General features: G+C 63.2%; 1 protein-coding gene. It reads left to right on the plus strand.

Annotated elements, in window-relative coordinates; all coding sequences use genetic code 11:
* The first annotated feature begins 51 nt into the window (after nt 1-51).
* Nucleotides 52-17,754 (plus strand): hemagglutinin repeat-containing protein, encoded by a 17,703-nt coding sequence (locus CR152_RS20050; RefSeq protein WP_099877613.1) that lies wholly within the window; start codon nt 52-54, stop codon nt 17,752-17,754.
* Nucleotide 17,755 lies beyond the last annotated feature (1 nt).

Raw genomic sequence — 17,755 nt, forward strand, 5'->3', positions numbered from 1 at the left:
AGTCCCCGCAGCACACCGTTTGACGCCGTTCAGGCACCCAAGGACCCCAGCATGAAATCATCAATCCGCCATCTGTTGAAAAGCAAACAATCCACCCTGACCGCGGCCGACCGCCTGGTCCAGGCGCAGCTGGATGAGCCAATGGAGGCCGCGGGCCGCACCGGCCGGCCATGGACACGGACCGTGGCCAGGATGATGATCGTGCTGCAAATCCTGCAGACGGCCCTGGTGGCGGGGCCGGCATACGCGCAGGTGGTGGCTGCGGGCAACGCGCCGGCCGGGCAAAAGCCGCTGGTCGATGCCGCCGCCAACGGCGTGCCGATCGTGCTGATCGCGCCGCCGAGTGCGGCGGGCGTGTCGCACAACCGCTACGACCAGTTCAATGTGGGCAAGCAGGGCTTGATCCTGAACAACAGCCGGGACACTACCAGCACCCAGCTGGGTGGCATCATCACCGGCAACATGCAGCTCGGCACCACAACCGCGCGCATCATCCTGAACGAGGTCACGTCCGGCAATCCATCGCGCCTGAACGGCTACATCGAAGTTGCAGGGCAGCGCGCCGACCTGGTGATTGCCAACCCCAACGGGATCAGTTGCGACGGCTGCGGCTTTCTCAATACCGCCGGCCGCGCCACACTCACCACGGGTACGCCGCAGTACAACAGCGCCGGCCAGCTGGATAGCCTGAACGTGCAGCGCGGCGTGATTACCATCGGCGCTGGCGGTTTGAACGCAAGCAATGTCGAGCAGCTCGACCTGCTGGCGCGCGGCATCGTCATCGAAGGCGAAATCTCGACCAAAAATCTGCAGGCCGTCCTGGGCGCCAACAAGGTCTTGTACGGCACGCTCAAGGCCACCCAGCAAGATGGTACCGGCAACGCGCCCAAATTCGCGATTGATATCGCCGACCTGGGCGGCATGTATGCCAACCAGATCTACCTGGTCGCCACGGAAAAGGGTTTGGGGGTCAACAGCGCCGGCCGGGTTGCATCGCTGACGGAAAACCTGACCCTGAGCGCGCAGGGCGACCTGACCCTGAAAGACAATTACAGCAAGAAGGATGTCGACCTGTCCAGCAGCGGCAAGGTGACCCTGCTTGGCCAGACCAACGCCGACCGGGACGTGCGCATTGCCGCAGCCGAGCGGGTTGCCATCAACAGTGGAGCCATGCTGCGCGCCGAGCAGGGCGTATTGCTCAACACCCGTCACATCGACAACAGCGGCAGCCTGATTCAAAAGTCCGCCAGCGAAACGCTGGTGCTGGCCGCCGAGCGCATCAACAGCAGCGGCAGCATCTATTCAGCTACCGGCCTGACCTTGCAGGCCAATAGCATCGACGGCAAGGGCGGCGTGCTGCAGGCTGAGCGCACCTTGAGCGTGTCCGCCGACAGCATCGCTGCCGACCAGCAGCAGTGGGCTGCCAACGACGCGGTCACGGTCAAGGCCGGCGAGATTCGCGTGTCGGACAGCGTGCTGGCGGCCGCGACCGATCTGACCATGAACGCCGGCGGCGCCCTGAACCTGCAGGGTAGTCATTTGACTGGCAAGAAGGCAATCGATCTGCGCGGCGCGGGCGTGAACACCGGCGCTGCGACCGTGTCGGCGGCATCGATCGTGGTGGATGCCGGCAAGGGCAAGCTGGACAATACAGCTGGCGTGATCTACGCGACCGGCAACATCGATGTACGCGCTGCCGGCATCGACAATACGCGCGGCAAGATCGTGGCGACCGACAAGCTGGCCTTGCATGCCGGTGGCGGCGCGCTCGACAACACGGGCGGCACGGTGGCATCCAAGGCTGCCGTGTTCACCGATGTCGGCGGCATCCGCAACCGCGAGGGCACCCTGTCCACCACCAGCGACCTGGTGCTGGACGGCGCCTTCGACAACAACAAAGGCAAGCTGATCACCGCCGGCGCGCTGACGTTCGCCGGCAGGTCGCTCGATAACGCCGGTGGCGCCATTCAAGCCGGCCAGGCCGTCAAGCTCACTGCCAGCGGCCTGATCGACAGCGCCGCCGGCATCATTCAGAGCACGGGCTCAGGCGTCACGATCAAGGCAGACCGCTTCGACAATACAAAAGGCGCAATTGCCGCGGCCACGGACATTGGCATCGATGCCCAGCGTCTGCTGGCGCGCGATGGCGAAGTGAGCGCCGGCGGCAAGCTCGCCGTCACGGGCGCCACGCTCGACCTGGGTGGCGCCAGCCTCGCCAGCAACGGCACGCTCGATCTTGCGGCAAGCGACATCGTAGCCACCGCAGCCAAATTGGAAGCGGGCCAGGCACTGACGCTCAAGGCAAGCAGCTTGTCCGCCGCCGGCGCCTCCCTGGCTTCCGTTAACAATGTGGACGTGGCCGTCACCGGCGACGCCTGGCTGGACAAGGCAGCGATTGCCGCCAACGGCAACATCGACCTCAACAGCCGCAACCTGCACGCCCAGCAACTGCGGGTGGAAAGCGGCGCCGGCGTCGCCATCAAGGCCAATGGCGTGAACCTGCAGGACGCCAGCCTGTCCGGCGCGCGCGGCCTCACCCTGGACGCCGGCAACTTGCTGATGCAGGGCGGCAGCGCCATTTCCGGCGGCAAGCTGACAATCACCGGCCAAAGCCAGCAGGGTGGCAAGCTGTCCGCCGCAGGCGATGTCGATATCCGCATGGAAAAGCGGTTTGAGCTGACCGGCGGCGCCATCCTCGCCGGCGGCGATATTGCCGTGCGTGCCGAAGGCATTGTCACCGACAAGGCGCAGGTGGGCGGCAAGCACATCGTGCTCGACGCCGGCCTGGAAAGCATGAGCAACGTCCAGGGCACGGTCGTGGCCGAGTCCGGCGGCGGCACAGGCACGCCAGCGCTCGTGGTGCGCGGCAACGGCATCGATAACAACCGCGGCGTATTGTCGTCCGACGCGCATGCCGTGTTCGACGCTAAAAGCCAGGTATTCGATAATAACGGCGGCAATGTCGTCGTGGCTGGTGACATGGCATTGTCGGCGGGCACGCTGAAAAACCGTTTCGGCAGCGTGGCCACGGGCAGCAGCATCGTCATGCGCGGCAATGATGTCGACAATACCGACGGCCAGCTGCGCTCCGGCAAGGATGTCGTCATCGAATCGAACGGGCAGCGCCTCGGCAACGACCGCGGCCTGATCGAAGCGCAAGGCGCCATGACCCTCGCAGCAGCCGAACTGACCAATATCGGCGGCAAGCTCGCGGCCAACCAGACCCTCAGCCTGACGGCGGGCGCACTGAACAACAGCGGGGGCACCGTGGCGGCCGGCAAGGACTTGACCCTGAGCGTGGGCGGTGTCATCAACAGCGCCAACGGCAGCTTGCGCGCGGGCGGCCCGATCAGCATCAGCGCCCAGCGTCTCGACGCGGCCGGTGCGCAGATTTCGTCGCAAGCGCAGATCGTGATCGCCGCCGGCCAGGGCATTGACCTGGACAAGGGCGACATCAAGGCCGGCGGCAGCGTCGATCTGTCCGCCGACAGGGTGCAAGCCAGCGGCGCGACCATCATCAGCAACGGTGCCATCGCCGTCACCGGGCGCGACAGCGTCAGCCTTGCCGGCGCCGACATCAACGCCAACGGCGCGGTGGCGGTCAAGGCCGGCAAAGGCGCGAGCCTGCAGGGCACGCAGATTGCCACCAATGCTGAGTTGCAAATCAATGCCGCGAGCATCGATGCCGGCGCCAGCCGCCTGTCGAGCGCTGGCGACCTGACCTTGCATGCGAGCACTGGCGCTATTGTGCTCGATGGCGGCCACCTCGCCAGCGGCGCGCGCCTGCAGATCGACGGCAAAGGCATCGACGCCGCCAACGCGACCCTGGCAGCGAAGAGCGATATCGCACTCGATACCCGCGGCGCGGACTACACAGCGGACGGCAGCGTGCATCGCAGCGAGGCTGGCGGCATCACGGTCAAGGCCAACAACATCCATGCCGGCGGCAGTGCCGGCCAGGCGGCCAATAGCGGCTTCATCGCCAAGGGCGCGATTGCGCTCGATGCAAGCGGGCTGATCGACGCCGCCAACAGCAGCGTGTCTTCCGGCAGCAATGTGGTGCTGAACGCCGGCAAGGGCATCCGCACCGCGGGTGGCGCGGTATCGGCCATTGGCAGCGCGACGCTGTCCGGCGCCACCATCGACAATGCCGGTGGCGCGATCGCCGCCAACGGCGCGGTCAAGCTGGTCGCCCGCGACGGCGGCATCGACAATGGCGGCGGCAGCATTCTGTCGCGCGACCAACTGACATTGCAGACCCGTACTGGCCTCGACCGCATCGCGGGCAAGCCGGTGGCGGCTGGCGGTGCCACCGACCTGAACAACAAGGGCGGCTCGATCGTGGGCGTGGGTGGCGCCGTCATCAACAGCGGCAGCATCGATAATAGCGGCGGCAAAATTGCCAGTGGCGACAACCTTTTGCTTGACCTCGGCAACAGCGACTTCAAGGGTGCCAAAGGCAGCGTGCTGAGCGAGAAAGGCCTGACCCTCACGGCGCGCCAGATCGACCTCAGCGGCGGTCAGCTGCGCGCAGGCAAGGGCGTGACCATGTCCGGCGATTCGATCATGGCGAAAGGCACGGTCATCAGCGCCGCCGCCGGCGACCTGCTGATCGACAGCAAGGGCAGCGATGTCGGCGCCAGCGGTTCCGACATGCTGGCCTCGGGCCTGCTGAGCCTGAAGACAGGCGCGGCCAACCTGGCGCAGGCCAATCTGGCCAGCGGCGCCAACACCAGCATTGCCAGCGCGGCGCTCGACGCGCGCCAGGCCAGGATCCAGGCTGGGGGCGATATCGCCATCGCCAGCAGCGCGGCTATCAACGCACAGGACGCGGCAATCAACGCCGGGGGCAAGCTGGGCGTGGCCGCGACCTCGCTCAAGGGCGGCCAGTATTCGGCATTCAAAGACCTGACGGTCGTCACTACCGGCGGCATCGACCTGGGCAAGAGCACGTTGCCGGGTGCGCAGGGCGGCGCTTTCCTCACCGACGCCGCGTTGTCGGTCAAAGCGCAGGGCGTCATTCTCGATGACGGCCGTGCCATCGGCAAGAACGTCACGCTCGACGTCGGCAACGGCGTGCTGAGCAATCGCGGCGGCACCATTCTCGCCACCGATGCCGCCGCCAATGCGCCGGCGTTGAAGCTCACCAGCAATGGCCTGGACAGCACGGGCGGCAGCATCGTCAGCAATGGCGACCTGATCATCAACAGCGGCAGCGGCACCCTCGAAAACAGCAAGGGCACGATTGGCGCCCTGCGCAAGCTCGACATCGTGGCCGGCAATGTCGGTAACGCGGGCGGCAGCGTGGTGGCCAACACGGCGCTCGCAATGCAAGTACAGGTGATCGACAACCAGGCCGGCAAGATCCAGGCCGGCACCAGCCTGAACATCAAGGCAGGCGACATCGACAACCGCGCCGGCACGCTGGTCGGCAGCACCGGCATCGAACTGACGGCCGGCAAGGTCGACAGCGGCGCCATGGCGCTGATCGGCAGTAACGGCAACGTCACCTTGAACACCAAGGGACTCGACAACAGCGGCAGCCAGGTCACGGCCGGCGGCAAGCTGGCCATCGATACCGGCACGGGGGGCGCCATCACGAACGTCAAGGGCAAGTTGACCAGCGACGGCAGCATGACCCTGGCAAGCGCGGGCGACCTGGATAACAGCGGCGGCACCATCGCGGCGGGCGAGGGCCTGGACGCGCAGATCCAGGGCGCGCTGGTCAACAAGGCCGGCAACATCGTTGCCAGCAAGCAGATCGGCCTGACCGTCAATGGTCCGGTCGCCAATCAGGGCGGTTCGATCCAGGCCGGCACCGATATTCTGCTGGGCGCGACCAAAGGCATCGACAACGATGCCGGCAAGCTGATCGCCAACGGCGCGCTCGGCATCGATGCCGCGTCGCTCACCAGCAAGAAAGGCTTGATTAGCGCAGGCAAGGACTTGGAGGTCGACGTCAAGACCCTCGGCGGCGCGCTCGACAACCAGGGCGGCCAGATCCAGGCCAGCGGCAAGGCCAGCATTGCGGCCACGGGCCTGGGCAATGTGGATGGCATCATCATCGCCAACCAGGATCTGGTGCTCGACGCCGGCAAGGCGCTGCTGGATAACCGTGGCGGCATTGTGCAGAGCGCCAAGGCATCGGTCGTGATCGACGCCGGCGACATCGCGAGCCAGGGCGCGGACAGCGCCATCGTGGCGGCGGGTGACCTGACGATTGCCGGTGGCAATATCGACAGCAGCAAGGGCCTGATCAGCGCAGGCAAGGACCTGTCGCTCGTCGCGCAGGGAGCGCTCAGCAATGCGCAGGGCCGCATCACGGCCGGCGCGAACGCGACCGTGCAGGGCAAGGGCATCGACAACAGCGGCGCGCTGCTTAGCGCCGGCAAGAGCATGACCGTGCAGGCCGGCAGCGGCAGCCTGGTCAACAGCGGCGGCAACATGCTGGCGGGCGACGCGCTCACGTTGGGCGCGAGCAGCATACAGAACGTGGGCGGCACGCTCGCATCGAACGGCGACCTGAACCTGGTAGCCGATACCGGCGGCACGGTCGACAACAGCGCCGGTACCATCCGCAGCGCGCAGGGCAGCGTCAGCCTGACGGGCGGGCAGTTGCGCAACGGTGCCGTTGGCACCGCTACGCCTGCTGCCGGCGGCATGATCGCGGCCGGGAAGGACGTGACGATTGTCGCCAATGGCGCGCTGGGCAACCGCGACGGCAGCATCGTGGCGGCGAACAAACTGAGCATCCAGGCGATCGGTGCGCTCGATAATAACAACGGCAAACTGACCGGCGCCAACGCGCTGGCCGTCAGCGCCAATGGCATCACATCGGTCAACGGTTCGATGCTCAGCAACGGTCAACTGAGCGCCAACGCGGGCAAGGGCGCGTTCGACAACCGCAAGGGCGTCATTTCCGGCGGCGGTACTACCACGCTGAATTCGGCCGGCCGGTTCGACAATACCGACGGCAAGATCACGACCGGCGCCAATCTGGTGGCCTCGACCGGCGCGTTCGACAATGTGCGCGGCCTGGTCAGCGCGCAGGGCGGCGCCAGCCTCACCACCGCGGCCTTCGATGGCCGCAAGGGCGAGGTCATCGGCCAGCAATCGCTGTCGATCAACACCCAGGGTGCGCGTTTCGATGGTTCGGCCGGCCGCTTTGCCAGCAATGGCGGCGTGACCCTCGCCACCGGCGACGCTGTTTTGACCGGCAGCACCATTGCCGCCGGCGACAGCTTCGGCATCCAGTCGTCCGGCCCAAATTCGCACCTGGACGCCGACGGCATCCAGATTGCCGTCACCAAGAACATCACCATGACGGGCGCGGACGTGGCCCTGAACGGCAGCAATCTGCAGGCCGGCAATACGATTTCCGTCGCCGGCACCAAGGTAGGTTTGAACAACGCGGCGCTGGCGGCCAACACCGCCGTCAACGTCAGCGGCACCGATGTGCAGGCTGCCGGCATCAACATCAGCACGCAGGGCGATATTTCGCTGCAGTCATCCAATACGCTCGACTATCGCAACGCGCAGTTTGCGGCTGGCAATAACGCCGCTATTTACGGTGGCGGCCTGGTGGCCACCTCCGGCGCCAAGCTTGCGGCCGGCAAGCGCTTGTCGTTTGGCATGGGCCAGCAGGCTGTCGATTTCAGCGCGCTCGACTTTACGTATCAGTTCGGTACCGACTTGCTGGTGCAAGCCATGGGCATTCGCACCGGCGGCGTGGCGATCAGCGGCGACAACCTGTTCTTCGACGCCGGCACCGGCGTACTCGACAACACCTACGGCACCCTGTCCGCCACCGGCGTAGTCGAATTCAAGGGTCGCGGCATGATCAACACCGGCGGCCTGATCGCGGCGGACCATCTGGTCTCGCTCGACTCGGGCACGGGCGCCATGATCAACGATGGCGGCACCATCGCCAGCGCTGCCGGCAAGATCGGCATCGCCGGCAGCGACCTGCTTAATAAAGGCGGCAACATCAGCGCCGCCGACACGGTCGATGTGTCGACGATCGGCCTGGCCGACAATGCTGACGGCAATATCGTGGCTGGTGGCGAAGTCAGCCTCTACAGCGGCACCTTGGGCAACGTCAAGGGCCAGGTGGTCAGCAACAAGGACAAGGTCACCATCAACGCCGGCACCTTCGACAACAATGGCGGCGTGGTCAGTGCCAAGACGGCGCTCGATGTCACGACCAAACTTGAAGTGAGCAACAAGGGCGGCAGCCTGGTCGCCGGCACCGACGCGACCATCATCGGCAAGAATGGCGTCAACAACACAGGCGGCCTGATCGGCGCCGCGCAGAAGGTGGTGCTCAGCAGCAGCGCCGGCATCCTCATCAACCAGGATGGCACGATCCAGAGCGACAAGTCGACAGTCGAGATCGACGCGGCCAAGGGCATCTGGAATCAGAAGGGCGATATCTATGGCGTGACGAGCGTGCAGGCCAAGACCGACGCCGACCTGCTGAACATGCAGGGCGGCCGGATCGCCAGCCAGGGCGAAGTCAAGCTCGGCAGCCTCAAGGGCAAGCTGGACAATGCAGACGGCGTGATCAGCTCGGGTACCGATCTGATCGTCGCGGCCAAGGACGTGAACAATGCCGGCGGCGTGCTGTCGGGCTTGAAATCGGCCAAGGTCGATGCCGACAGCGTCAACAACAATGCCGGCGTGATCGAGTCGGGCGTGGGCGGCATCGCCATCACCGCCAAGACGCTCAGCAACGATCACAGCGGCACCGAGCGCGGGATCGTCAGCCACGGCGATATCGCAATCACCGGCGGCAGCGTGAAGCAGAACGGCGGCTACATCGGCGCCGACGGCAAGCTGACCATCGACGGCACCAGCATCGACAATACCGGCGGCTCGACCATGCTGGCCTTGAAATCGCTGAGCCTGATCGGGTCTAGCGGCATTAATAACCAGGGCGGCAATATCAAGTCGGCGGTCGATACGACGCTTAAGGCGCCGGTACTGAATAACATCGGCGGTACGGTATTTGCGCACAACAACCTGGTGGTTGACGTGGCGGCGATCGATAACAGCAATACCAACAACGGCGCGTTCGACCAGGGCTTGCTGGCATCGAACACGGTGACCGTGAATGCGGCCACGGTGGGCAACGTGAATGGCGCGATTGTGGCGCTGAAGAACCTCAAGGTGACTGGCACGACCAGCATCAACAACAGCGGCGGCCAGCTGAGCGGCGAAGAAGTCATCATCGACACGGCTGACTTCATCAATACCAGCGGCCGTACCGATGCGACCACCAAGCTGACGGCGAACATGAAGAAATTCAGCGCCGACGGTGTGATGGCGTCCACCGGCACCTTGCGCCTGGCCATGGATGGCGATTTCACCAACATTGGCACGGTGGCGGCCGAGAACAATCTGGAGATTGTTCTCAATAACGGCAAGTACACCAACGCCAATAACGGCACGATCAGCGCGGCCAAGGACCTGAGCCTGTCGGCCACGGAGCTGAATAACTACGGCACGATCAGCGCGACCAATACCACGCTCGATGTCGGCACGTTTACCAATGCCGACACCGGCGTGGTCAATTCGATCGGTACCACGACGGTCAAGGGCGGCAACACTTTCAATACAGGGCGCATTTACGGCGGCAACGTGGTGATGGGCGGCGCGGTGACGAATGAGGCCAAGGCCACCATCGGAGCGCGCGACATGCTCACCGTGAACGGTCTCCTGATCAATAAGCCGGGCGCGAATGTGATCAGCCTTGGCAATATGAAGCTGGGCAGCGTGGTCAATGCCGGTGCGCGGATCGAAGCGGGCGGTAATCTCGAGCTTGGCATGCTGAAGAATCTGAACTGCGTGAGCGGTGGCGCCGGCAATGGCCATGGCGCTTCAGACTGCGGTTCATATGGATTGGAGGGCGGGATTGGATTCCAGGATCAAACCACCGTCCACGCAGTGAATCGCGTGACGATTACCCCAAAAAATACCAATAACGAGTACACGCTCGACCAGTTGTCTTATTACACGGATGATAAGCACTACTATATCCATCCTGACGCACTGCACGACAAGATCGAGGACTACACCAAGAAGACAACCGATACCCGGACCACGATCGAGTCGGTGATGACAAAATCGAATGCCGGTGTCGTTACTGCCGCGGGCAATATTTCGGCGGCGAGTGCCATCAACATCGACAGCCAGATTATTGCTGGCGGAAGTATTGGTATCGGCGGTGGGGCCGAAGTTGGTAACGGCGTGGTCAAGACGCCAGGCGACACTGTCAATATTTCGACCCAGGGAACCAGGCAGGTTACCGACTCGGGAGTGAAGTACTCAACAGAGGTTGTGTCGTCCGGCTTTAGTGGCCACAAGCGGACGTATGGCCCTGAGCAGGCATTCCAGGATGTCGGCCCAACGACTTCCATCGATCTCGCTGGCGTTCTTTACGATAGTAGTGGCGCGGCACCTGCGCCTGTAGCTCCGGCGAATACGGTCATTACGCCTGCCGAACCGGCAAAGGTCGTCGGTGCCCTTGGCGCCGGCGTAGCTGGCAATCTCACCCCAAGCAGCGGCAACACGGCGGCGGGCGACGCGGCAGCACCCAAGACGGGCAAGGTCGCCACCTACACGACCGGCAGCACGACCGTCGGCATCAACGTCGGCGCGATCAAGGCCGATACCGCAGTGCAGGGCGTCGCAGCTCAAGGCGTTATCGCCGGCGGCGCGCCATCGGTTGACACATCCGTCGCCGCTGGCGGCACCAAAATCGGCGCGCAAGCGGCCGGTCCTGCCGGCGGGGCGGGCCCGGTCTCGACCGACGCCCAGCAACAAGGCAGCGGCGGCGCGGCGGACGTTACGGTTGGCACGAGCGCGCAGCCAGTGGTCAAGGGCCAGGTGGCAGGAAATGCCTTGCCTGGCAGCGTTATTGCGGGCAACGCCCGCGCGGCGCAGCAGACCGCCATCGGCGACCTGACGACCTCGTTCGCCAAGTTCGCCGCCGCCCGTCCTGTGACAGTGGCGGACAAGAACGTGGATGCCGGTGTATTCGGCCCCAACGCCAAGGATGTCAACGGCCGCGCCACCGATCCGAACGTTCCGAACGTCACGCTGACCAGCAACGCCGACTGGAAAGCGCCAACCGGCAATCTGTTCTCGTTGAAACCGGGCGAGGGCGCCGGCTATCTGGTCGAAACCGACCCGCTGTTCACCGACAAAAACAAGTGGACCGGCAGCGATTACTTCCTGGACCAGCTTGACCTCGATCCACAGCGCACCCTCAAGCGCTACGGCGATGGTTTCGTGGAACAGCGCGCGTTCGCCGACCAACTGATCAACATTACCGGCCGCAACAAGCTGTCCGGCTACGAGAACAACGAACAGGCGTTCAAGGCGCTGATGGATTCCGGCGTGGCCTACGCCAAACAGTTCCAGCTGACTCCGGGCGTGGCACTATCCGAGCAGCAGATGGCCCAGCTGACGACCGACATCGTGTGGCTGCAGGAAGAAACCGTCACCTTGCCAGACGGCAGCACCACCAAGGTGCTGGTGCCCCAGGTCTACCTGCGCCGTCCGCAACAGGGTGACCTGTCGACCGGCGGCGCGCTGATTGCCGGCGACAACGTCACCATCCGCAACCAGAACGGCAGCATCAGCAACAGCGGCACCATCCTGGCCGGCTATGCCAATGCGAAGCCGACCGACATGCAGGGCGCTGTCAACCTCGACGCCCAAAATGTCACCAATCGCGGCACCGTCGCCGGTGATGCGATCGACATCAAGGCGGCGAACGATATCGCCAACGTCGGCGGGCGCATTGCAGGCCTGTCCAACAAAGGCGTCGATGGCAGCGCCACCGACGACAGCCGCGTCACGCTCAATGCCGGCCGCGACATTCTCGTCGCCAGCACCATGCAGGCGCGCAGCGTTGACACTGTTGGCAACAACGGCACCAGCACATCGAGCCGCACCAACATCGACCGCGTCGCCACCATTGCCGGCGGCAACGTGTTCATCGATGCCAAAGGCAATTTCACGGCGCGCGGGGCCCAGGTCGACGCGGCCGCGAACTTGACTGTGTTGGCGGGCAAGAACATCGACATCGCCGGCGTGGAAGAAAAGCACGCGCTGTTCGTGCCGCTCGGCGGCAACACGATGGGCCGCACCGGCTACACCAGCGGGGCGAGCGTATCGAACGTCGGCAGCAATCTGACTGCCGGCAATAACGCCACCATCAGGGCGGCCGGCGACGCCACGCTGAGCGGCAGCCGTGTCGCTGCGGCCAACGACGTGAGCATTACTGGTGCCAACGTCACCATCTCGGCGGTCAAGGACCGCTCCCTCGTCGACGTGCAAACGGTGGGCCGCAAGCAGTACGACCGTGCCATGAACGATGACGAAAGCCTCAGTGGCGGCGTCGTCAGCGCCGGCAACAACGTCACCATCAGCGCGACCGGCGTTGCGACCGGGCAGAAAGACAAGGATGGCAAGGCGATTGCCCACGTGGGCACGGGCAACCTCGTCCTCAACGCGGCCAACGTGACCGCCCTGAAAGGGACGGCCGGGCTGCTGGCCAACAACGATGTGTCGATCCAGACCGTCGCCACCCGGCACGACAGCCTGAACGACAGCTACAGCAAGAGCGGCAACCTGGTCAAGAGCACGACCACGACGACCTCCACTGCATCGAGCACCCAGCAGGCCGAGGGCAGCAGCATCGCCGGCAACAGCGTTGCCATTTCCGCCGGCAACGGCAAGGACCTGGTCGGCAACGTCAATGTGATCGGCTCGTCGGTGCTTGCCGACACCAACCTGACTGTGACGGCGGGCGCGGACATCAATGTCCTGGCCGCAACCAGCAACGGGACGTACAGCCAGGCGACATCGGTCAGGCAGTCCGGCCTGTCGGGCGCCAAGAACGGCATCGGCTTGAGCGCCGGGTCGTCGACCGTGAAAACCCGCGACGACGGCACCTTTGCCACCCAGAGCGAAACGGGCAGTGTGCTTGGTTCCACAGGCGGCAACGTGACCCTGAACGCAGGCAAGAACGCAACCATTGCCGGCAGCGAGCTGATCGCGGGACGCCTGGAGACCGATACCACCGTGCTGAACGGGAACATCGCTATCTCGGCGCAGAACATTGACATCATTCCCGGGCAGGACCAGCGCCACGAAACGCGCTCGCTCGACACCACGTCGAAGAGCCTCACCGTGGCCGTGGCCGGCACGCCGGTCGATACCCTGCGCAACCTGAAGGAGATCAAGAAGGACAAGAGCAAGTTCGGCCGCGTCAATGGCACGCTCTCCGAACTGGCTGACAGCAGCCTGACCGCGCCGCAAGTGGCGGTCACGTTCGGCAAGAGCCAGACCAGCAGCAGCACGGTGCACGATGGCGAGACGCAGTCCGGCAGCAGCATCACCGCGGCCGGCGACATCCGCCTCACGGCGCGTGGCAATGGTGTGACGGGGGCGGACGGCAAGCCGCTTGACGGCGACATCACCGTGCGCGGTTCGACAATCGACGGCGGCGGCTTGGTAAAGCTGAGCGCCGAACGCAACATCACGGTGGAAGCATCCACCGACCGCAGCAGCGACAGCAGCGCGGCGACGGCCAGCGGGTCGACCTTCAGCACGGCGGGCACGAGCCTGGGCGACATCACGCGCTCCATCAACGGCGGGCCGAACAATGGCGGCGTGACCCTGTCGCCATACAACCAGAAGCGCGGCAGCGACAGCGGCAGCGAAACGAGCACCAGGCAGACGGCCAGCCTGATCAACGGCAATACGGTCGAACTGGTCAGCAACAAGGGCGACATCCTTGTGCAGGGCAGCGGCATCAAGGCCAAGGGCGATATTGCGCTGACTGCAAAGGACGGCAAGATCGACATCGTCAGCGGCCAGGACGGTACGGTGCTCAAGGAAACCCACAACATCATGCAGTTGGGCGACCTGGGCGGCAATGGCACTGCCAACACGGTGGGTATCAAGCGCGGCAGCGACACGCTCGATACGCGCAAGGATCAGGAGAACACCATCCGCAGCGGCATATCCGCCGGCGGCGACCTGGCCATCACAGCGAAAGACAACGTCGTGGTGCGCGGCAGTGACTTGCGCGCCGACGGCAATATTGACATCACGGGCAAGAACGTCCTGCTCGACCCGGGCGTGGATGAGGTCAGCACCAGGGCAACCAGCCAGAGTAGCCAGTTTGGCGTGACCGTGGCGCTGTCCGGCTATGCGGTGGACGCGGCGAATGCGGTCAAGCAGGCCGCCGTGGCGCACGAGCAGAAGGACGACGACAAGCTGGCCGGCATTTACGCGGTCAAGGCGGCGATCACGGTGGCCAACGGCACCGGCGTCGGCGGCGGAACGCCTGCGGCCAACAACACGCAGGCGCCGGCATCAAGCCAGGCGTCCATCAAGGCGACGGTCAGCATCGGCGGCAACAGCAACGACAGCACAACCGATAACAGCGCGTTGCAGAACAAGGGCAGCACGGTCAACGCGGGCAAGAGCCTGACCATCGTTGCCACTGGCGACGGCGGCAAGGATGCGGACGGCAAGGCGCTGAATGGTGACATCACGGCGCGTGGCGCGGTACTGAGCGGCAAGGATGTGACCCTGGACGCCGCCCGCGATATCACGCTAGGCAGCGCGCGGGACACCAGTGCCAACGACAGCAGGAACAGTAGTCAGAACGCATCGGTGGGTGTGGGTTTCGGCCTGGGCGGCACGCAGAACGGCTTTACGCTGGAACTGGCTGCCGGGCAGTCGCGTGGCAACGCCAATGGCGATGCCACGACCAACCAGAACACCAGTGTTACGGCCAGCAATGTCCTGACGATCAAGAGCGGCAACGACACCACCCTGGCCGGTGCGCAGGTCAGGGGCGACAAGGTGGTGGCCAACATTGGCGGCGACCTGAATATTGTGAGTCTGCAGGACACCGACAATTACACGAGCCGGGAAAAGAGCAGCGGGGGGAGCGTGAGCATTTGCGTGCCGCCGTTCTGCTATGGCTCCAGCTCGGGCAGCGTGAACGCGGCCAAGGCGAATACCGACAGCGTGTTTGCGGGCGTGAACCAGCAGTCCGGCATCTATGCGGGGGCGCAGGGCTTCGATGTCACCGTCAAGAATAATACCGATCTGATTGGCGGCGTGATTGCCAGTGCCGCCGGTGCCGACAAGAACAGGCTGACGACGGGGACGCTGACGCACATCGACGTGAAGAACGCCGCCAGCTATGACAGCGACAGCAGCAGCGTCAATTTGTCGTACAGCAGCGGCGCCAGTGCGATCCAGACCATTGGCAGCAATGCGGCCGGGAATATGGCCGGCAATGTCACGCCAGCGCAAAGCGGCAATGCGGCCAGCACGACGAAGAGCGCGATCAGCGTCGGCACGCTCGTCATTACCGATGCCGAGGGACAGATTGCGGCGACGGGGAGAACAGCGGAGGAGACCGTTGCTGCGACCAATCGCGATACGGCCAACAGCGCCGGGGCCATTGCCAAGATTTTTGACCTGCAGAAGCTCCAGGATGAAAAAGAATATGCGAACGCCGTTTCCGGCTTGGTCCAACAGGTTTCCCCGTTAATCGAAACCAAACTTGGCGACGTACTGGTCGGCACCGACACCACCACCAAGGTTGCCGTCCATGCTTTGGTCGATGGCGTTCTCAGCAAGCTTGCAGGCGGTGACTTCAAGTCTGGCGCTGCCGCGTCTGCTGCCACGACGGCGTTGCTCGAAATCTTCGGCGATGACATCAAGAAAATCCCCGGCTTGAATGCCGGGGATGCAAATGCGGTAACGACGATGCTTGCTGGTGTTGTGGGCAATGTCGTCGCGAGTGCCACAGGCGCTTCGCCGAGCGGCGCTAACGCAGCCGGATTCATATCCAACGTGGCGGCAACGAACAATTACCTGAAGCATGGCGACGCTGCGCTGTTCAAGCAAAAATTGGATAGCTGTGAGGCTCAAAAGGGCGGGTGCCCGGAGGATATGCGTCGAAAGATTATTTATGAGTTTAAGGTAATTTCTGATCAGAATGACGCGGCAATGCAGACGTGCATTCTTCACGCCGACAAGTCGTGCCTGGACCGTTTGAGCAAAGACATTGCGGCCTCAAGCGAGCTGCCACGCACACTCATGCAGCCAGAATTTCTAGTCTTTAACGGTAGTGATAATCGCGCAACTAATCAAATTACGCTGGCACAGATACATATCAAAGAGCTGGTCAAGGGTAGGCAGACTTTGTGCGGCAGCATCAGCGAAGCCGCTTGTGACGCAAAGTTCTCTCGGCTGAAAGGTGAGAGTACGGTTAAGGCGGTGACCCTCCTGATGCTCGCGCTTGGAGGAGGCGTGGTGCCGGAGGCTGTCATAGCCATTCGAAGCGGTATGACGGCCTTGGTGAATGCTGGCCGGATGGGGGCTATTGAGGCCAATGAGCTGAGGATATTAGGAGCAGTCTCCTACTGCCAGCTCAAACCGGACAAGTGTTTGGCTGCGGCGGAAGCGGTGGGCACTATTGCGTCGGGCGCCCCACTCTCCGGCGTGTTGCTGCCGAATCCGGGAACTTTGGGCGGAAAGGGAGTAGCTGCCGTGCCAGAGTTGGGGGCGGGCGTAAAAACCATCGGGGGCGGTGTCCCGGGAACCGCGGCCCACGCTGTCGACGACCTGCTGCCGGGTGTGGCGTCGGGGACTAAGAACGCGGGCATTGCGCCAATCATCGGAACAGAAGTCAATGCCGTTCGCATGACTGAGTTAGAGGTAATCAAGCAAAAAATCGCACCCTGCTGTTTTGCTCCGGGTACCTTGGTCGCAACGCCAACGGGTTACATCGTCATCGAGGCGCTGAAGCAGGGTGACCAGGTATGGACTCGGCTTGACGACAATACCGGCGAGGTGTTTGCCTCGACGGTGACCGCAACACACATCCGCGACGATCAGCCGATCTATCGGCTCACATTGAAGCAGGATGATGCTGGCGGCCAAACCCGGCAGGAAGCACTCCTGGTCACGCCCGGACATCCGTTCTACATTGCAGGGAGAGGATTTGTCTCTGCGATTGATCTGAAAGCGGGCGATCGGCTGACTGCGCGGGACCAGTCGAAGAATGGCGCGACGGTAACAACACTCGAACTTGTTCAGCAACAGGGGCGTACCCACAACCTTACGGTAGATCTGGGTCATACCTTTTTTGTCGGAGCGTTCGAGACTTGGGTGCACAATGTGGGGCCCTGTGCCAAGTGCATTAATGGGATGTGTTCGATCCATACGGCGGGAGAGACGAAGGTCGGGCAAATTAATGTAAACGAACCGAACTTGTTGGTTGGGAAAAATGCAGTTTCAGGTCTAGGTACCGGATCGCTTTCTGGACCTCCGACGAAAATTCCACCACTTTCAAACGCCGAAACAACGCGTTCATTGATTCGAGAGAATGAGAGTGCTGTCACTTTGTCTGGCAAGGGATATCATGTCGAGCAAAATCCTGTCGTTGAGGGAATAAAAAATCCGGACTATCGTATAAATGGTGTAATTTATGATAATTATGCCCCTGCAACAAGTAACACTCGGAGTATTTGGACGACCGTGGATGGCAAGGTACAATCCGGTCAAGCGAATAATATTGTGGTGAATTTGGCTGATAGTAAAGTGAATATGAAAGCATTGGAAGAGCAATTTGCCACCTATCCAATTCAAGGGCTGCAGGAAGTAATAGTGATAGATGCAGCCGGCCACATTACAATTATTAAAGGGAGATAAT

This window comes from Massilia violaceinigra (assembly GCF_002752675.1).
Lineage (GTDB): Bacteria > Pseudomonadota > Gammaproteobacteria > Burkholderiales > Burkholderiaceae_D > Telluria_A > Telluria_A violaceinigra.